Genomic DNA, 18,273 nt, shown 5'->3' on the forward strand with positions numbered 1-18,273 from the left:
GCCATTGTCGGTGAACGCTAACTGATTGCAAGCCCCGCAGTGGTAGCAAGGCGCACTAGCGCGTCACGCACTGCGGTTGACCGTCAGCGCCACGGCAGCGATGCGCTCGACATGCTCATAACCTGGCTGGAGCAATTGTTCGCCGAATACGTCCGGGTCGACCTCACGGTACACCCAGGCCCATTCAGGCCCCGCCAGGCGCAGGCGAATAGCCTCTAGCAGAGGATCACGGCCTTCGACCATCGCCACGCCGGTGTACAGCAGCAGTGACCCGCCAGGGCTCAGACGCTCGCACGCCTGCTCGATGATGCGCAACGACAGGTCGGCGCCCAGAGACCCGCCACCGTGGCGATACGTACGCTGGCCGTCATCGAGCATGTAGGGTGGGTTGGCCACGATCAGGTCGAAATGGCCACTGATGCCCGCAAGCAGGTCACTGTGGGCAATGGATACATTGCTCACCCCCGCCAGCGCCGCATTGATCGCGGTGTACCGCAGTGCCAGGGGGTTGATGTCCACAGCGTTGACCTGGGCATGTTGCGCCGCGCGCGCGATCAGCAAGGCACCGATGCCGCTGCCGCAGCCAATGTCCACCGCGTGTTCGACCCGTACCGGGCTGCGTTGTAAATGGTCATGGATGACCTGGGCGAAGCGATAGCTGTCGGGGCCGAAGAACACCGCATCAGCCGCCTCGGTCGGGTAGGCGGAATGCACCAGTAGCAGATCATCCAGGCTGGACCAACGTACCCGGCTGCGCAGCAGGTCACCGTCCTCGTACAGCACGTGCGCGGTGCTGAGCTGGTCCAGCTCGTCGGCACTGATCAATGAGGCTGGGAATGGGCGGCTCCAACCAAACACGTCGCGCAGGTTGGCGGCCCGCTCTGCGCCGGCGCGGGCATTGTTGTAGGCATGGGTGGCAGGCGTTACGCAGGTGAACCGGTAACCGTCAGCGCGCAGGCGCCGGCCGAGTTGAAGCAGGGCTTCGTCGGCCCGGATTTGTTGCGGGTCAAGCGTCATCAGTGCGGTCCCTCCTCGCCAAGGCCTGTAGCACGCAGGTACGCCCGAGTGGCGGCAAGCCCCTGCGGCAAGGCGTGCTGGTTGCCTGCCATGCGCTCGACCAAGGTCTCGATATCAATCACTTCGTGGCGTTGTTCGCCATTGGGCTGCTGGTGCAAGGCAGCTTCCCAACTGCCCGGCGGCACACGGCGCACCGCGCTTTGCCAGTCGCCGGCAATCCAGTCGTGCCACAACTGCTTTTCGTAGGCATTGAACACCCCGAACATCGGCGCGCCCGGGCCATCGATCAGCGACCACCAGCGGCTGTCGGCTGGGTTCTGCCCGCGTTTGATCCAGCCCTGCGCCACCAGCGCTTGCAAGAATCCCGGTAGCGCCGAGGGTTCACTAAGCCATTGGTTGACCGTGCGCTGCTGCAGTCGGCAACGGTCAGCGTGCATGAACTGCCCGAACACGCGCTTGCGCTCCAACGCAGCCAGTAATTGGGCTTCAAGGTCGAAGGTGCTGATCAGCGTCGGCGTGTCAGTGCCTAGATCATTCAGGCGGTAGCCGTGCCTGACTCGGCGGTAGAACACCTCGGCATCCTGTGCCGGGCACAGTTGCTGAACCGCCTGAATGGCCTTGCTGGAATGGCCACTGGCAGCATTGTCGATCGTGACGTGGAGCTGGAAATAATGGCCGTCGATGCCCAGCTCAGCCAGTTCGTGGGTGGTGATCAGCAAATGTAGAGGCGGTTGCTCATAACCCAGGTTGTACCCAATGATTTCGGGCAGAAACCATTCCACACAGCTGCCCAGCGCCAGTTGTACGGCCCCTTGCAAATAGCGCTCGTCCTCCAGGGGCAAGCCCTCCAGGCAGCCGAGCCTGCCCAGCAACCGCTGGTAGATCAACACATGATTGCAATGCGGATCGCCGTCGCCCAGCTCCTCGAGGTAGGTGCGGATCAAGCCGTGGTAGCGCGGGTCTTGCCAGTGGCGCAGGGCCCCATGAAGCCAGGCGCCGTCGACGACCTTGGTCGGTGCGACCTGTTGCAGGAACCACAATGCTTGGGCGCGGTTGGCAAAATACCGTCGAGGCGCGCCTTCACGGCGCTGGGCCAGGTAGGCGGCGTGTTCGGCTGCAACCTGTGCGGCGTGACGCGCGCTCCATGCCTGCAACTGATCAGGCGTGTCCGGCAGGTCATCGGCCATGGCGTTCGCCGTCGCAAACTGCTCGGCGAGCCACTGGCGGGCAGTGGTGTAATCACCGGATAAAAACGCATGGTAGCGGCTGCTCAGCGGCTGTGCGGGTGGCGCCGGCGTCTTGGCGGGGTTGCTGCGCGTCAGAACCGTCATGCCTCGCTCCTTTGTCGACTATTGGCTCTGGCCTTCGCGTGGCATCGGCTCAGGGCCAGGTGCAGGTTGTGGCGCAGGCTTGTCATCGGGCTGCTGCATTTGCAGCGAAGGTTTGCTGTGGTCGGCATCCTCCGCCGCGTGATCGGGGTCACGATCGAAACAACCGCCGAGCAGCGTCAGGCTGCTCAAGGCAATGATGATGGCTGTGGTGCGCATGGGACGTCCTCTTTCTAACTGAACGCGGTGCCGAAGCGTCCGGCACCGCGCTCTGGTCACTTACGAGCGGCCGCCTTTCTGGCCCGACTCGCGGTCTTTGTGCATATCGGCATCCTTGCGGCCCGACTCACGGTCGTGGGCCATGCCGGAGCCTGAGGACTGCCCGCCCTTGCGGCCAGCTTCGGAGGCTTTTTGCCGGTCGTTGGCGAAGTTGCCGGGGTTCTTGGTGCCACCCTGGCCGCCCTGGCTGCCGGTGCGGCTGTTGTCTTTATTTGCCATGGTCTGAAACCTCATGTGACTTCTGGAAGCACGGCAAGCGCCGTACATAGGTTCGGAGTTTGGCGATAGCGAGGGATTCGTTTTATTGCCGGGCGTTCGGACCGGTGGCGTTAAATAACCGGTGGCGGTGTATTTTGCGCGCCGGCCGGTTGGGTGCCGTGGGCATCCAGCGTGCGCTGCCGCCGCCCCAGCCACCCACCGGTGAGGCCCCAGCCCAGGGCAATGGCTGCCCCAATCATCATGGCCAGTTGCGGATGGTCGCCCAGCACATCCAGTGCACGTTTGACCCACCCACTCATAGCATCGCCCCCTCGGTAAACCACGGTGTCGATGAAGTTCTTGGCCTTGTATTTGTCCTCGGCGGGCAACACCGTGAACAGCATCTCCCGCCCCGGCCGGACCAGGGCGTATTCGCCTGCGCGACGAACCACCATCACCACCACGAACACCGCAAATGCCGGTGCCAGGGCCAGCCAGACGAAGCCTGCCGCCATCACCAGCGGCACTGCCACCAGCAACACCCCTACCCCCAGGCGTTTGGCCAGCCGACCGGTGATGAATACTTGGGTGAGGATGGCCAGGGCTTGGACCACTGTGTCGATCAGGCCGAACACTTGCGTCTGGCGTGTACGGTTGGTGAAGGTTTCGCTGACGATGCGCGCCTGCTCGAAATACAAGAAAGTACTGACACTGGCCAACAGCACCACGAACAGGGCGATGCCCAAAAGGTACGGCGAACGCAGTACAGCCGTCGCACCGGCAAATGGGTTACCGCCCAGTGGCCGCGACGCGGGTTGTTGGTTCTGCACAGGCAGTGGTTGGCGATCGCGCCAGCGTTGCAGATAGACGGCGGCGGCGATGCTGCCCAGCAAGAACAAAGCGGCCAGCAACACCAGCCCGGCATGCCCCAGCGGGGCAACCAGCAGCGTACCCAGTATCGGCCCGCTCAGCCCGCCCAGGCTGGCCCCCGCTGCCAGCAGCCCGAACAGACGCTTGCTCTGCTCTGTGGAAAACAGATCGGTCAGCACGCTCCAGGCCAGTGAGATTGTCAGCAGGTTGAATACCGATAGCCAGATGTAAAAGGCCCGTGCGGTCCACAGGTCGTCCGGCTGGCGAGCAAACAACATGGCAAACAGCAACAGGTTGGCCGTGAAGAAGCCGTAGGTCCAAGGCAGGATGTGCCGTCTGCGTACCCGGGAGGCCAGCCAGCCGAACAGCGGCAGGCAGGTCAGCGTAGCGATGAAGGTGCCGGTGAACAGCCATTGCAGGTTGTCGACACCTCCCGCCACGCCCATGGTCTCGCGCACCGGCCGCAGCATGAAATAACCGGTGAACAGCAGGTAGAACAGGGCCAGACCGCCGACCACAGCCGGGCCTTCGCCAGGCTGGATGTTCAGCCCGTGGTCCAGACGTCTGCGCCAGCCGGTCATGTTCTCAGGCAAACTGTTCGATCAGCGCTTTTTGCTGCGCAGCGGTGAACAACGGCTCATGGCCGGCCTTGAGCTGGTCGAGCTGGCGATCGGGGCGGCCGGTTGCCGGGATGACCGTGGTCACCGCGGGGTGGCTGAAGGCGAACTTGAGGAAAATCTGTGCCCAGCTGCTCACCCCCGCTTCTGCAGCCCAGGCAGGCAGTGGCTGGCCCTTGACCTTAGCAAACAGGCGACCGTCATCGAACGCCCGGTTGATAAGCACTGCCACGCCCTTGTCCTGGCACAGCGGTAACAGTTCGTCTGCTGCGTTGGGCGCATTGACCGAATAGTTGATCTGGATGAAGTCCAGTGGTTCGGAGCGCACGATGCTGGCGACTTCGTCATGGCCGCTGTTCAGGTAATGCGTAATGCCTACGTAGCGGGTCTTGCCCTGCTGCTTGAGCTGGCGGGCATAGGGCAGCTGGGTCTTCCAGTCGCGCAGGTTGTGGATCTGCAGCAGGTCAACCTTGTCTGTGCGCAGGCTTTTGAGGGTGCCCGCCCATTGCACTTCGGCGTCGGGGCGGCTGTCGGCGGCGATTTTGGTGGCGATGAAGCACTGCCGGTGCCAGCCGCCCTCCTCCAGCAACTGGCCAAGAATACGGTCTGCCCCGCCATAGTTCGGCGATGTGTCTATGACTTTGCCGCCGCCTTCGAAAAACGCTTTCAGTACGGCCTTCAGTCGCTGGTAATCGGCGGAGCCGGCCTCGACCTCGAAACTGCCAGAGGTCCCCGCGCCAATGACCGGCAAGGCCTCGCCGGTGGACGGCACCTTGCGGGTCAGCAGCCCGGAGCGGGACTCAGCGCGTAGCCAAGGGCTGGCAGCCAGCAGCCCCAAAGTCGCGCCGGCGCGTAGGACATCGCGACGTGCATACATGGCAAAGCTCCCGTCATAAGTCGGAAACTTCCAAGACTAGCCGCTCTACCCCGGCCTCGCAGATGATTCTGTTTCTGGATATTTGCTCAAGCCTTCAGCAGCAGGCTCAGATCCAGATGTGCGTCGGTGATCGGCGGGCACCAGTAGTAACCCCCCGTCAGCGGGCGGCTGAAGCGGTACAGGCCGTCGATGATGCCATCTTCCAGCCCGCTCATGCGCCGCAGTTGCACTTCGAACGCATCGAAGCTTCGGCCCAGCGCGACAAAGGCCAGGCCCGCGCCACGGTGGTCGGCCCAGGAAACCGAGCGCCGCACCATGAAGGCTTCAGGTGCGAAGCTTTCCTGGGCCGTGCGCTTGACGTGTGCCGACTCCGGCGCATCGTCCAGCTCCTCGTTATCACTCAGCCGCCGGCCGATGATGTTGTCCTGGTCCGCCTGGGGCAGCGACTTGAAGTACTCCAGATCATGCTTCCACAACTGGAAAACCGCAAAACTGGAGCCTGCCAGGCCCGGCTGCTCGCCCGCGACGATGGCCGCGTCGACTGCGTCCTGGTCAACCGGGTTTTCGGTACCGTCCGCATAACCGGTCAGGTCGTGGCCGCCACGGTGCAGGAAGCCGTCGATGCTGTCGGCCAGGCGCAGAGCCGGTGCCAAGGCCTGTTCCAGCGCGTGAGCCTGCAGCAGCAGGTCACCCCGTTCTTCGCCGCGCAGCCACAGCCACAAGGCGTGCTGGGTGCTTGGGTTCTCCACCGCTGCATCCAATTGGGGGAACGCGCGCAGCCCAGGCACTTCACGGCCCAAGGCCTTCGCCAAGGGGGCGCCTACGCCCATGATCAGGCGTTCGCCATCCACATGCGGCAGCAGCGCATCCAGTGCTGCAGGCAAACCCTCGGGGGCTTGCAGGGTGAAGAACAAGTGACGGGCCTGGGTAGGCACCGGGGTGGCAAGCAGCCCTTGCTGGAACGGCATGACAGGCGAATCCTTGGTAAAAGCGCGAATGCTACTGCGCGCAGCGGCCGGTCGCAACGAGAGGTGCAGTCCCTTTGCCATCAGCCAACCGGGCGCTTCAGTAACAAAAGGTTACCAAGTGCTGGCCCATTGCAATTAGCTATCGATCAGGCCCGGCCTAGACTGGCTTGATCCCTTGCCCGAGTAGCCATCATGACCGCTTCGCCCTTGCTTACCGCCTTCCTGCCTTTGGCCTTGGGCATCATCATGCTAGGCCTTGGTTTGTCGCTGACAGTGGCCGACTTTGCGCGCGTGGTGAAATACCCCAAACCCGTGGTCATCGGCCTGGCCTGCCAGATTCTTCTGCTGCCGCTGGCCTGTTTCCTGATTGCCAACGGTTTCGGGCTGGAAGCGGCCCTGGCCGTGGGCCTGATGCTGCTGGCCGCCTCCCCAGGAGGCACCACCGCCAATCTGTTCAGCCACCTGGCTCATGGTGACGTGGCCCTGAACATCACCCTTACGGCGGTCAACTCGCTGATCGCCATCCTGACCATGCCGTTACTGGTCAACCTGTCACTGATGTGGTTCATGGCGTCGGACCAGGCCATCCCGCTGCAATTTGCCAAGGTCATGCAGGTATTTGCCATCGTTCTGCTGCCAGTCGCCTTGGGCATGATGATCCGCCGCTGGGCGCCAGGCTTTGCCGCTCGCATGGAAAAGCCCATGAAACTGGTGGCGGCGCTGTTCCTGGTCTTCACCATTGCGCTGGCCCTGGCCAAGGATTGGCAGACCGTGGTTGCCTACGCCCCCGTGGTCGGCCTGGCGGCACTGCTGTTCAACGTGATCAGCCTCGCCGTGGGCTACTGGGTACCGCGCCTGTTGAGCATTCCCAAGCGCCAGGCCATAGCCATCGGCATGGAGATCGGTATCCATAACGGCACCCTGGCGATCGCCGTCGCCTTGAGCCCATCGCTGCTCAACAACGCCACCATGGCGGTGCCGGCGGCGCTCTATAGCTTGATCATGTTCTTCACGGCGGCGGGGTTTGGCTGGTGGGTGAGCCGTGGGCACCGCACGGGGGAGGCCCAAGGCAAGGGCGAAACGGTGAATTGACGCCTCAGTCGCGCCGGCGTCGGGCCTGTAACTGGCGTTTGAGTACCTTGAGGGGAGGTGCGTAGAAAAAGCCGAACGACACACTGCCTGTACGCCCCTTTACCGCATGGTGCAGGCGATGGGCACGATCCAGGCGCTTGAGGTAGCGGTTGATCGGTCGCGGCTTGCGAGGCCAGTGCCGGTGGAAGAAGCCGTCGTGGGCCAGCACGTACAGTATTCCGTAACCCGCCACGCCGCCGCCCACCCACTGCAAGGGCGCATGGCCGGCCTTGCCCAGGGCCATCAAGACCGCTGCGATGATGCCCAGGGCCAGCAGATAAAAGTCGTTGGTCTCCAGCATGCCCAAGTGGGGCTCATGGTGCGAACGGTGCAGCCACCAGCCCCAGCCATGCATGATGTACTTGTGGGCCAGCGTGCCGACACCTTCCATGGCCACCAGCGTGCCGATCAGCACAACAAAATTGAGCAGCATGTAACGGTCCGGGGGATGACAAAGAATGGCGCAAGGGTAACGAGTAACGGCGGGTTTTTCCATTCGGCCGTGGCTTGCTGTAGGGCATTTCCTTATGAAGCCATTGTCATGTTATCGCCCTTGACCCTACACACACTGCGGCGTATGTTCGCCCCGCAATTTCGCATCCCTGAACAGGAGTCCTGCATTGGACAGTAGCCCCAGTCGCTTGCGACAGGCCCACACGGCGAGCTAGTCCGGCAGCTTCCTGCCACTGTCTCGCTATTGGCCAGACGGTGGATTTCTCAGCCTCTGCGGCTTGAGCCCTCCTCTTTCCTCCTCTCGTGGTCCTGCGCATTCCTGGTTTTTCAACCACGCCATTTGCGATGGCGTTAGAGCGGGCATGTGCCCGCGCAAGAGGTTCGCTATGGATTGGAAAGTATTTTTGCTGCGTGTCAGCATCGCCCTGCTGCTCGGTGCCCTGATCGGTGCCGAGCGCCAGCTGCGCCAGCGCCTGACCGGGCTGCGCACCAATGCGCTGGTCAGCACGGGTGCCTGCCTCTTCGTGCTGATGACCCAGGCGGTGCCGGGCATGGCCCCTACCGATGCGTCTCGGGTTGCCGCCTATGTGGTCTCGGGCATTGGCTTTCTGGGGGGCGGCGTGATCATGCGCGACGGTTTCACGGTGCGCGGGCTGAACACTGCCGCCACCCTGTGGTGCACGGCAGCTGTCGGCGTGCTGTGCAGCCTCGGCCTGCTGCTGGAGGCGGCCCTGGGTAGCCTGGTGGTGCTGTGTGCCAACATACTGCTGCGCGACATCGCCCAACGTCTGGACGGCCAAGGCGTGGTGGCGGCCAGCGAGGCCGAACACCGTTTCGAGGTGCGAGTGGTGTGCCGTGCCGAAGATGAAATTCAGGTACGCAGCCTGATGCTGCAAAGCCTGAGCGACCCGCAACTGCGCCTGCAGTCGCTGCACAGCGAAGACTTGCCCACCCCCGCACGGCTGGAGGTGCGCGCAGAGTTGCTCGGTAACCCACAAGCACCGGCGCAGCTGGAGCGCCTGGTCAGCCGGGTAAGCCTGGAGAAAGGTGTCAGTTCGGTATGCTGGCAGCTACAGGCCTAATGACCGGCATTCATCGCCATGCCGCCAGCAACGACATAGCCATCGCGCCCTTGGCGTTTGGCCTGATACAACGCCCCGTCAGCCGCAGACATCAGGCTTTCGGGGCTGCTTGCATCCACTGCCGGGTGCCCCACAGCGATCCCGGCACTGGCAGAGACGCGGCCTAGCGGGCTGCCGGCATGCTCGATCATCAAGCGGCGCAACAGTTGCAGGATGTCATCGACGACCTGTTCTGCGCCCTGTACATCGGTGTCAGGGAGCAAAAGCGTGAACTCCTCCCCGCCATAGCGCACCGCCAAGTCCGCCGGGCGCTTCAACACCTGCTGCAGCAAGTCGGCAAAGCGGCGCAAGCATTGATCGCCCGCAGGGTGGCCATAGCGGTCGTTGTACAGTTTGAAAAAATCCAGATCGACCATCACCAGCGCCACGGCCTGCCCCAGTCGCCGCGCCCGGCGGATTTCCGCATCAAGCACCGCGTCCAGCCTGCGGCGGTTGCCCAGGCCCGTCAGGCTGTCGGTCAGGGCTAGCGACCTGAGGGTCTGGTGGGCCCGGTACAGCGCCCTTTCGATAGCGATTCGCTCACGCAACTGGCGCAATACCACCCAGCCGAAGCCACTCAACCCAACCAGCAACAGCAGCAGGATCACGGCTGACTTGATGACGTCTTGCCGCCAGGGCGCAATGATCGACTCGCGCGACAAACCCGCCTCTACCACCAACGGGTATCGCGCCAAGGCGCGATAGGCGTACAGACGGGGCGTACCGTCAACCACCGCCACCGCTTCTACCAGCCCTTCGCTCGCATGAGGCAGGTGGTGGCGAAAGACTTCGCTGTTTGCCAGGCTACGGCCGACGACGTCCTCCACGAAGGGCCGGCGTACCAGGATCGTGCCGTCCCGCTTGGCCAGCACCAGAGCGCCCCGCTTGTCGATCTTGAAATCACCGTAGTAGCGCACGAACCAGTCCACCTTGATCGTGCCCAGCAGCACCCCGGCAAAGCTGCCATCGCGATTCTCCAGCCTGCGCGAGATTGGAATGATCAGGTCACCGGTGGAACGGCTACGTACCACCGAGCCTATATGCACGGCACGGTCGGTGTGGGTCTGGTGGTAAGCGAAGTAGTCACGGTCGGCATTGTTGGCCTTTGCCGGGATGGAAGCCTGGTCAGTCACGATCCACGTGCCATCGGGGCCGTACACGAACAAACCGTGCAGTTGCGGCATGATGGTTTTCTGTTGTGCCAACAGCGCGTGCAAGCGTGGGCGATCGAGATGATCGAAGCCATCCCCTTCAAGCCGCTCTGCCAGCACAGCGGTAATCGCGTCCACCTGGCGAATGGCGTCCTCGGCGTGCTGCGCCGTGGCCCTGGCCAGGTTGCTGACAGTGTTTTCGGCATTGACGAAAGCTTGCTTGTAATCGCGCCAGATCCGCCACCCTTCGATCGACACGAAGGTCAACATCACAACCGCCATGAACGACAGAACCAGGCGAAACAGCGCCACCGCACGCACCTCGCTGGGTACGCTCAAGAGCCCGTCTTCGTCCTGTGTTCCGCCCGCCCTCATGGAAGTCCTTGTCTTGACGCGTTTGCCGTCTGTCACTATAGATCACTGCCGCTTGCGCGTACCCAGCTCGATCCATGCCGGCGCATGGTCGCTGGGCTTGGGCTCGTTGCGCACCCACGCATCTACGCCGCCGGCCTTGAGGTGCGAGGCGATGTCCGGGCTGAGCAACAGGTGATCGATACGCAAGCCAGCGTTGCGCGCCCAGTGGTTACGGAAGTAGTCCCAGAAGGTGTAGATGCGCTCGTCGGGGTACAGATAACGAATGGCATCGGTCCAGCCCTGCTCAAGCAACGCCTGGTAGCAATTGCGCGACTCGGGTTGGAGCAGGGCATCCTTGAGCCAGGATTTGGGGTTGTAGATATCGAAGTCGGTCGGCACCACGTTGAAATCACCGGCCAGAACAGTCGGGTGGCCACTCCCAAGCAAGTCCCGCGCATGCTCGACCAGGCGTTGGAACCAGCGCAGTTTGTAATCGAACTTCGGCCCCGGTTGCGGGTTGCCATTTGGCAGGTACAGGCAACCTATCAACACACCCTGTACCGCGGCTTCCAGGTAGCGGCTCTGGTCGTCATTCTCCATGCCTGGCAGGCCGCGCCGGACTTCCAACGGCTGGCTGTCGCGCGCCAGGATGGCCACCCCGTTCCACGAAGGCTGCCCCATGTACAGGCAGCCATAACCTGCAGCTTCCAGGGCCTCGCGGGGAAACTTCGCGTCAGCTGCCTTGAGCTCCTGAAGGCACGCGACATCGGGTTTTTCCCGCTCCAGCCATGCCAGCAGCGCCGGTAGCCGGCTGCCGATGCCGTTGATATTGAAGGTGGCGATGCGCAAGGGCTTCATGTGCCAGGGTCATCCACGTGGCTCTGCACCGCCGCCTGCAGCGCACCCACATGGGCCTCGTCTGCCAAGGCCTTGAGGGCCAACCAGTCATCCCAGTCGATGGCACCGTCATCACGCAGCGCTTCGGCGGTGCGCAGTAATTCGTGATGGTAGGCATCCGGGGATTCGCGACGGTAACTGTCATCATCGTATTGCGCGTACCAAGCCTCAAGTTCGGGAATGCTGCGCTCTATGCTCATGCCCTGCTCCTTCGCGGCAACCTTTGAATGTGTGAGCGCTAGCGCTGCGTATCGTTCAACCGTGGCGCCGCGGTGCTGGCTCGCCCGGACAAAAACCTGAAAAAAATTTAAACCTATGCCCACTTCCCCGGCTCAACCGTACGCGACACTGAGGTCGCGCCACCGATAGCAAGGAGTGAAACATGGGCAATCTGTTCATCAAGCGCGCAGGTTTGTCGCTGGTGCTGGGCATGGCGTCGCTGCAGGCACTGGCGGCTTCCTCCGATGACTTCGTCGATGCCGCTACCGAAGCTGGTATCGCCGAGGTGGTCACCGGCAATCTGGCTCTGGAAAAGAGCCAGAACCCTGACATCAAGACCTTCGCCCAGCATGTGGTCACCGATCACACCAAGGCCAACCAGAAGCTCGGCGACATCGCCCGCAAGCTGGACATCAGCGTGCCCGATGAGGCGGCGCTGACCGACAAAGTGAAGAAAATGATCCTTGAATGGCGCGAGGAGTCGTTCGACAAGTCCTACGTCAACAACCAGGTCGATGCCCACGAAAAAACCGTGGAGCTGTTCAAGAAAGAAGCCGCTTCGTCTGACAAACCAGAGCTGAAGGCTTTCGCCAGCGAAACCCTGCCAACGCTCGAGAAACACCTGGAAGAGGCCAAGGCTCTGCAGGCCAAACATGGCAAGTGATCGGAGGACACACATGAGTAACGATACATTGCGCAGCGAAATCCTGACGCGCCTGCTGCACGCCCACCCACAGGGCTTGGGCAAGGAAGTGCTGGATAATTACCGTGGTGAAAATGCCGTTGCCGATGCGCTCAAGACGCTGCAGGAGCATGGGCTGATTCACGATGGCAGTGTAACGGTCGACAGCAATCAACAGTTCAGCGTCAGCTATCCGATCAAGCTCTCAGCAGCGGGTGTCGAGGCTGCGAAGCGGGTGGAAGGCTAAGTCACATTTACAGCCCATCAATGGTGCGCTGCGGGGCGCCGGCTTTCGGAACCCCGCAACGTGCCCGTCACGGCCTGGCGCCCTCGCACAGCGCCTTCAGCGCCTCGTCGCGCCTGAGCAGTTCAGCTTCCAGGAACTGCAACTGCCTGCCCTGCTCCGCACACTGCCCACGTTTTTCTTCCAGGGCTTGGCCCTGTGCCTGCAATTGCCTGCGCATCTCGTCACTGGCGCCCTGCGCTTGCGCCAGGATCGTGCGCAAGCCCTGAATCTGTGTATCACGCTGCTCCAGCAGTTCATCCAGCGCCTTGCGCTCGCTGCTGGCCTGGCGATGCTCGCCAAGCAGGCGCTCGTTGTCCCGGTGCAGGCGCGTCAGTTCATCCTGCTTGACGATCATGCCTTGTTGAAGCTGGCGCAGTTCGAGCTGCAACTGTTGCACCTGTGCCTCGTGGCGGCGCTGGTCCTGGTCACGCTGCTCGCGGCTGGCGCTGCGGTAATGCTCCAAGGCATCCCTGGCATGCTGGTGTTTTTCTTCCAGCGAGCGCACCTGTTCGTCCTTGTCGGTTAAACGCAGCTGCAGTTCACCTAGCGCCTGGTTCAGGCTGGCCCCACGCAACTGCTCGGCTTGCAGCGTGCTCTGGGTGGCGCTGAGCCGCTCCGACTCGGCGGCCAGTGCCGCCGCCTGGATCTGGTGTTGCTGATGCGCTGCGGCCAAGGCCTCCTGCGCCAGTTTTAGCTGCCCTTGCAACTGCTCCTTTTGCTCGTTGTGGGCCGCTTCGATCTGCTCGATCCGCCCTTCGGCCTCATCCTGCAGCTGCTCGGCCAACTGCGCCACCAGCTTGGCCAGCGTATCGCTCAGCGCTGGCGCGCCCTGAAGCGCCGCAGGTTTCTGGCCTTCCAGCTCTTTGAGATAACGGTGAATGGTGGTCTTCGAACCCGTGTTACCCAGTTCGATACGTACAGCATCGATGCTGGGGTACTCGCCCCGGGCAATCAGCACCTGCCTTGCCTGCTGCACTACCGCCTTGTTGATACCACCCCGGGCCATGTCTGCTCCTACGATTTCGTGTCATGGTACGTACCATGTATTTACGTAATAATTCTGTCGGTTTTGAGGCATCAACTCAAGCCATTTCTAAGGTGCAATAATCACGGCTTATCGCATGAGATGGCGGTATGGGCGGGATTCGAAGCGCCTGGCGTAGCACAAGCAGTACGAAAGGCCCTGAAAAGAGTTCCGGCCCATGCCTTGAAGTTGAATCGTGCTTGCGTCCACCATGGACAAAATGGCTACCCGCCCAATCAAGCACCTACCCCGGCTCAAGATGAACATCGAAAACTACAAGGCAATCGCCGATAGCATTGCGCTGCTGCTCTTTCCCCACGCCGAAGTGATCGTCCACGAGGTACAGAGTCAGACGGTCGTCCACATCGCCAACAACTTTTCCAGGCGCAAGGTTGGCGATGACTCGGCACTGGACCTGGAGTTGGGCGACTTCCGCAACGCGGCCAAGCTCGGCCCTTACGAGAAGCTCAACTGGGATGGTCAAAAGATCCGTTCCATTACCACCGTGCTGTACAACCAGGACGGTGAAGCCCAGTACCTGCTCTGCATCAACCTGAACTTCTCTGTGCTGGAACAGGCACGTGAAGCGCTGGATGCATTTTTCCAGGTCAGCCGCCTGGTGCCGCAGCCCGATGCGCTGTTCAAGGATGATTGGCAGGAACGGATCAATACCTTCCTGCACGCTTGGCTCAACGCACGCAATTTGTCCCTGCGTACGCTGAAGATGAAAGACAAGCGCACGTTGGTGGAGGCCCTGCATGCCGAAGGGGCATTCGAGGGGCGCAGCGGGGCGGACTATGTGGCCAATGTACTGAGCATGGGCCGGGCGACCGTTTACAAGTACCTCAAAGAACTGAGGGGCCAGGCCGCTGAATGAATGACTAGCGCTTGTCCATCATGGATATTGGGTCTATTGTGGACGGCCAGTCCATATACGAACGGTAGCCACAATGCCTGTCGATGCCCCCAACCTGTCTTCCCTGTATCAAGCGATCGCAGATGCACACCAGGCACTTCGCCCTGAAGTGAGTGTCACCCCGCTCAACTTCAGCGCCGGGCTTTCGGCGATGACCGAATGCAGCGTGTATCTGAAATGCGAGCACCTGCAACACACAGGCTCGTTCAAATTCCGCGGTGCCAGTAACAAGCTACGCCTGCTACCCGCCGAGCAGCGCGCACTGGGCGTCATCACGGCCTCCTCTGGCAACCATGGGCAAGCGCTCGCGCTTGCCGGCAAGGTGATGGGGGTGCCGGTCACCGTCTTCACCACCACTTCGGCGTCTGCTTACAAGCTGGGTGCAATCCGCGCGCTCGGTGCCGAAGTGGTCAGCCTGGATCTGGACCCTTTGGGCGTGGAGCTTGAAGCGGGGCGTCAAGCAGCCCTGCAGGGCAAGCCGTTTGTCTCGCCCTACAACGACCTTGAAGTGATCGCCGGCCAGGGCACCATCGCAATGGAGCTCTTTGAACAGGCACCGGACCTGGACGCCGTATTCGTCGCAGTCGGCGGCGGCGGGATGATTTCGGGTATCGGCGCAGCACTGCGGGCGCTGAACCCAAGCATCGACATCATTGGCTGCTGGCCAGCGAATGCCCCTACCCTGCAGCGCTCGCTGGAAGCCGGGGAAATCATCGACATGCAAGAGCAGCAGACGATCTCCGACGGTACGGCAGGCGGGGTCGAGCCAGGCTGCGTGACTTTCCCGCTCTGCCAGGCGCTGCTGTCGCGTACCGTGCTGGTGAGCGAGGAGGAGATAAAGGCGGCGATGCGTGATGTGGCCGCACATGAGCGCTGGATCATCGAGGGTGCTGCCGGTGTCGCGGTGGCAGGCATGCAGAAGCTGGCCAAGGCATACCGCGGCAAGCGCGTCGCGGTCGTCATTTGCGGCCGCAACATCGTGCTGGATAAATTCCTCGAGGCCGTTCGATGAACATTTTCAGCAAGCAACAGATCACCTCCCGGCTCGATGTGGAGCAGGCAGTGCAATGGCTGGAGCACGGTTTCATCGCCTTCTCCCAAGGCAAGGCCCAGGTGCCACCGGTACAGGCATTCACTTTTGCGCAGGCCAATGGCGACTGCTGCATCAAGGCTGCCTATATCGAGGGCAGCGACACGTTCACGGTCAAACTGTCGACTGGCTTTTACGACAATCCGTCAAAGGGCCTGCCAAGCAACGATGGCCTGATGCTGGTGGCCTCGGCCACTACCGGGCGGCCGCTTGCCTTGTTGCAGGATGAGGGCTGGCTGACCTGCATCCGCACCGCGCTGGCCGGGCGTATCGTCGCCCGCCTGTTGGCACCTGCAAATGTGAGAGCGATCGGTATTCTGGGGACCGGCACCCAGGCGCGCATGCAGTTGCAGCAACTGGGTGCAGTTACGTCCTGCCGCAGCGTAGTGGTGTGGGGGCGCAGTGATGGGGAACTGGCAGCCTACAAAACCTTTGCCGAAGCCCTGGGCTATGAAGTGCGGGTAACCCGTGACGCTGCAGAGGTTGCACACGCCGCCAACCTGATCGTCTGCACGACACCTTCCCGCGAGCCACTGCTGCAGCGTGAATGGGTGCAACCTGGCACCCATATCACCGCCGTTGGCGCCGATGCGCCGGGCAAGCAGGAACTCGATCCTGCGCTGGTGGCATGTGCCGACCGTATCATCGTCGACTCCCTCTACCAGTGCAGCCAGTATGGCGAAGTCTCCCATGCGCTGAAGGCCGGCCTGATCGGCGAACAGCAACTGGCCGAGCTTGGTGCCCTACTCGAGGGCCGCGCCACCGGCCGTGAGCATGACGCCCAGATCACGCTCGCCGACCTGACCGGGGTGGCCGTGCAGGACACCCAGATCGCAAGCTGCGTGTTGGCATCGCTCACCGCCGGTTGACGGGCGCAGCCGCGCCCGGTCGATCAAGGCTCTGTCACCCGGGCTTTGCCGGGGGCCGGTTTGAACGAGGGTTTCTTCTCCTGCACCACGATGTAGAACTCCTCGCCGTGCTTGACCGCGCCGTACAGCACCGCTTTTTCGATCAGCTCGCTGCCGCGCAGATGGCGCAGCATCATCGGGTCCTTGCGCAGGTCGCGGTACAACGCCAGGCACAACAGCACCATCACCACCACAAATGGCAACGCCACGACAATGGTCAGGTTCTGCAGGCCGGTAAGCGCCTCCCCGGGGTTACCCGGGTCGCCCAACGCAAGCATGATGGCCGCGACTGTGCCAGTCAGTGCCCCCCAGAAAATCACTGTCGCACGCGAGGGTTGCGTGGTGCCGTGTTCGGACAAGGTACCCATCACGAGCGACGCCGCATCTGCCCCGGAGACGAAGAAGATCGCCACCAGGAGCATGACCAGCACCGAAGTCGCCGAGGCCCATGGGTAGCTGTCGAGCAACTGATACAGGGCATGGTTGCTGTTCACCGCACCGTCGATAAGGACGAAGCTGCCTTCGCGCAGGGCATCGATGCCGGCGCCGCCAAAAATGCTGAACCACACCAGGCTGACCAGCCCCGGCACCAGCAACACGCCGCTGACGAACTGGCGGATGCTGCGGCCGCGGCTGATGCGGGCGATGAACATACCCACAAAAGGTGTCCAGGAAATCCACCAGGCCCAGTAGAACACGGTCCAGCCGGCCAGCCAGGCGTCCATCGCATCGCCCCCACTGGCGCTGGTGCGCGCCATCATCTCGGGCAACATCTTGATGTAGACACCGATCGACGTGGGCAACAGGTTGAGCATCAACAGCGTCGGCCCCACCAGGAAGACGAACAGCGCCAACGCCAATGCCAGCACCATATTGATATTGGACAGCCACTGGATCCCCTTACCGATGCCAGACACGGCCGAAGCAACGAAGGCAATGGTCAGCAAGGTGATGATGGCGATGTAGAACAGCTTGCCGGGGTGCTCGATCCAGCCGTTGTATTCCAACCCACCGGCAATCTGCAGGGCGCCGAGCCCCAGCGAGGCCGCTGAACCGAACAGGGTGGCGAAGATCGCCATCATGTCGATCATGCGGCCGACAGGGCCGTTGGCGTGCTTGCCGATCAGGGGCCGGAACGCGGTGGAAATCAACTGCGAACGGCCGCGGCGGAACGTGCCGTAGGCGATTGCCAGCCCGACGATGGCGTACATTGCCCAGGGGTGCAGCGACCAGTGAAACAGCGTGGTCGCCATCGCCACCTGCAGTGCTTCGTCGGATTGGCCTGCGGCAGTGCCCGGCGGTGGTGAAATGTAGTGCGACAGCGGCTCGGCGACCCCGAAGAACATCAGGCCGATGCCCATGCCCGCACTGAACATCATGGCAACCCAGGACACCGTGCGAAACTCCGGTGCTTCGCCATCGCGCCCCAGCGGGATTCTGCCGTAGCGGCTGGCGGCCAACCACAGCACGAAGATGACGAACACGGTGGAGGTCAGCACGAAGAACCAGCCAAAGTTGACGATGACCCAGGATTGCGCAGAGGTTGCGCTTGCAGCGAGGCTGGCCTGGTTGACGACACCCCAGGTGATGAAAGCGATTGCCAGCAGGCTGGTGAAGCCGAACACCGCCCAGTCGAGCTTGCCTTCAAGGTGGCGGTCCTGCCTGGCCTCGGCAGTCTTGGACGGGTCGGTGACGCCTAGCGGCGGTGTTTCAACGTGCTCTTGCGTTGCCATCGATGGGCCCTTTTCAGTTTTGCTGCAGGCTTTTGTTGTTGTAATTGCTAGCGATGCCTGCGCAAAAACCGGGGGCGGCCGCGCTGGAGGCCCCGCGATTATCCTGTGAGCGAAACAGCAGCCCCTATTCCAGGACCGTCCTGGCCCATCCTCT

20 protein-coding genes are annotated in these 18,273 nt (G+C 62.3%); 7 read left to right on the forward strand and 13 right to left on the reverse strand.

All coding sequences use genetic code 11. The features are described from left to right. Positions 1–63: 63 nt before the first annotated feature. The 7 genes from JNA92_RS03975 to JNA92_RS04005 form a co-directional block, all read right to left on the reverse strand. A complete protein-coding gene (locus JNA92_RS03975) occupies positions 64–1,017 on the reverse strand; it encodes a methyltransferase (protein ID WP_241803430.1) in 954 nt (317 codons plus the stop codon). Continuing rightward, on the reverse strand, positions 1,017–2,348 hold the full coding sequence (locus tag JNA92_RS03980; protein WP_241803431.1) for an iron-containing redox enzyme family protein: 1,332 nt from the start codon (positions 2,346–2,348) through the stop codon (positions 1,017–1,019). Before JNA92_RS03980 ends, JNA92_RS03975 begins: the two co-directional genes overlap by 1 nt. A gap of 18 nt (positions 2,349–2,366) precedes the next feature. Continuing rightward, entirely contained in the window at positions 2,367–2,564 is a 198-nt protein-coding gene (locus tag JNA92_RS03985) for a hypothetical protein (RefSeq protein WP_241803432.1), read from the reverse strand. A gap of 60 nt (positions 2,565–2,624) precedes the next feature. Then, entirely contained in the window at positions 2,625–2,843 is a 219-nt protein-coding gene (locus JNA92_RS03990) for a general stress protein (RefSeq protein WP_241803433.1), read from the reverse strand. Between the two features lie 110 nt (positions 2,844–2,953). Continuing rightward, a complete protein-coding gene (locus JNA92_RS03995; RefSeq protein ID WP_241803434.1) occupies positions 2,954–4,273 on the reverse strand; it encodes an NTP/NDP exchange transporter in 1,320 nt (439 codons plus the stop codon). A gap of 4 nt (positions 4,274–4,277) precedes the next feature. Beyond that, positions 4,278–5,186 carry an aldo/keto reductase gene (locus JNA92_RS04000; protein ID WP_241803435.1) on the reverse strand — a complete coding sequence of 303 codons (909 nt, stop codon included), beginning with the start codon at positions 5,184–5,186 and terminating at the stop codon, positions 4,278–4,280. 86 nt (positions 5,187–5,272) lie between these two features. Beyond that, the gene (locus JNA92_RS04005) at positions 5,273–6,154 is read right to left on the reverse strand and encodes a Dyp-type peroxidase (RefSeq protein WP_241803436.1); all 882 of its coding nucleotides are present in this window, start codon (positions 6,152–6,154) and stop codon (positions 5,273–5,275) included. A 192-nt stretch (positions 6,155–6,346) separates the two neighbouring features. Between JNA92_RS04005 and JNA92_RS04010 the strand changes: the two genes are divergently transcribed. After that, positions 6,347–7,246: a bile acid:sodium symporter family protein gene (locus JNA92_RS04010; RefSeq protein ID WP_241803437.1), complete on the forward strand. Its 900-nt coding sequence runs from the start codon at positions 6,347–6,349 to the stop codon at positions 7,244–7,246. A 4-nt stretch (positions 7,247–7,250) separates the two neighbouring features. Here the strand turns inward: JNA92_RS04010 and JNA92_RS04015 are convergent, their stop codons facing one another. Continuing rightward, a complete protein-coding gene (locus JNA92_RS04015) occupies positions 7,251–7,718 on the reverse strand; it encodes a sterol desaturase family protein (protein ID WP_241803438.1) in 468 nt (155 codons plus the stop codon). Between the two features lie 406 nt (positions 7,719–8,124). On the opposite strand from JNA92_RS04015, the gene JNA92_RS04020 reads away from it, so the two are divergent. Then, on the forward strand, positions 8,125–8,820 hold the full coding sequence (locus tag JNA92_RS04020) for an MgtC/SapB family protein (protein WP_241803439.1): 696 nt from the start codon (positions 8,125–8,127) through the stop codon (positions 8,818–8,820). Here JNA92_RS04020 and JNA92_RS04025 read toward each other — a convergent pair. The 3 genes from JNA92_RS04025 to JNA92_RS04035 are packed head-to-tail and all read right to left on the reverse strand — an operon-like array spanning position 8,817 to position 11,461. Further along, entirely contained in the window at positions 8,817–10,385 is a 1,569-nt protein-coding gene (locus tag JNA92_RS04025; RefSeq protein ID WP_241803440.1) for a sensor domain-containing diguanylate cyclase, read from the reverse strand. The genes JNA92_RS04020 and JNA92_RS04025 overlap by 4 nt on opposite strands. Before the next feature lie 42 nt (positions 10,386–10,427). Next, on the reverse strand, positions 10,428–11,222 hold the full coding sequence (gene xth, locus JNA92_RS04030; RefSeq protein WP_241803441.1) for an exodeoxyribonuclease III: 795 nt from the start codon (positions 11,220–11,222) through the stop codon (positions 10,428–10,430). Next, a complete protein-coding gene (locus tag JNA92_RS04035; RefSeq protein WP_241803442.1) occupies positions 11,219–11,461 on the reverse strand; it encodes a hypothetical protein in 243 nt (80 codons plus the stop codon). Before JNA92_RS04035 ends, xth begins: the two co-directional genes overlap by 4 nt. Before the next feature lie 182 nt (positions 11,462–11,643). Here JNA92_RS04035 and JNA92_RS04040 point away from each other — a divergent pair, with 182 nt between their 5' ends. Both JNA92_RS04040 and JNA92_RS04045 read left to right on the forward strand, forming a co-directional pair. Beyond that, positions 11,644–12,144 (forward strand): DUF4142 domain-containing protein, encoded by a 501-nt coding sequence (locus JNA92_RS04040; RefSeq protein ID WP_241803443.1) that lies wholly within the window; start codon positions 11,644–11,646, stop codon positions 12,142–12,144. Positions 12,145–12,157: 13 nt separating this feature from the next. After that, positions 12,158–12,409, forward strand: coding sequence for a hypothetical protein (locus tag JNA92_RS04045; protein ID WP_241803444.1), 252 nt, complete (start codon positions 12,158–12,160; stop codon positions 12,407–12,409). 67 nt (positions 12,410–12,476) lie between these two features. Here JNA92_RS04045 and JNA92_RS04050 read toward each other — a convergent pair whose 3' ends face one another. Then, on the reverse strand, positions 12,477–13,454 hold the full coding sequence (locus JNA92_RS04050; protein WP_241803445.1) for a DNA-binding protein: 978 nt from the start codon (positions 13,452–13,454) through the stop codon (positions 12,477–12,479). A 277-nt stretch (positions 13,455–13,731) separates the two neighbouring features. Here JNA92_RS04050 and JNA92_RS04055 point away from each other — a divergent pair, with 277 nt between their 5' ends. From JNA92_RS04055 to JNA92_RS04065, 3 genes are all read left to right on the forward strand, one after another. Continuing rightward, positions 13,732–14,349, forward strand: a complete 618-nt coding sequence (locus tag JNA92_RS04055; RefSeq protein ID WP_241803801.1) for a helix-turn-helix transcriptional regulator — start codon at positions 13,732–13,734, stop codon at positions 14,347–14,349. Positions 14,350–14,422: 73 nt separating this feature from the next. After that, entirely contained in the window at positions 14,423–15,400 is a 978-nt protein-coding gene (locus JNA92_RS04060; protein ID WP_241803446.1) for a threonine/serine dehydratase, read from the forward strand. Next, positions 15,397–16,347: an ornithine cyclodeaminase family protein gene (locus JNA92_RS04065; RefSeq protein WP_241803447.1), complete on the forward strand. Its 951-nt coding sequence runs from the start codon at positions 15,397–15,399 to the stop codon at positions 16,345–16,347. The genes JNA92_RS04060 and JNA92_RS04065 overlap by 4 nt, the downstream gene beginning before the upstream one ends. Before the next feature lie 23 nt (positions 16,348–16,370). Here the strand turns inward: JNA92_RS04065 and JNA92_RS04070 are convergent, their stop codons facing one another. Beyond that, positions 16,371–18,119 carry a BCCT family transporter gene (locus JNA92_RS04070; RefSeq protein WP_241803448.1) on the reverse strand — a complete coding sequence of 583 codons (1,749 nt, stop codon included), beginning with the start codon at positions 18,117–18,119 and terminating at the stop codon, positions 16,371–16,373. Between the last annotated feature and the right edge of the window lie 154 nt (positions 18,120–18,273).

This window comes from Pseudomonas putida (assembly GCF_022627325.1).
GTDB classification, from domain to species: domain Bacteria; phylum Pseudomonadota; class Gammaproteobacteria; order Pseudomonadales; family Pseudomonadaceae; genus Aquipseudomonas; species Aquipseudomonas putida_X.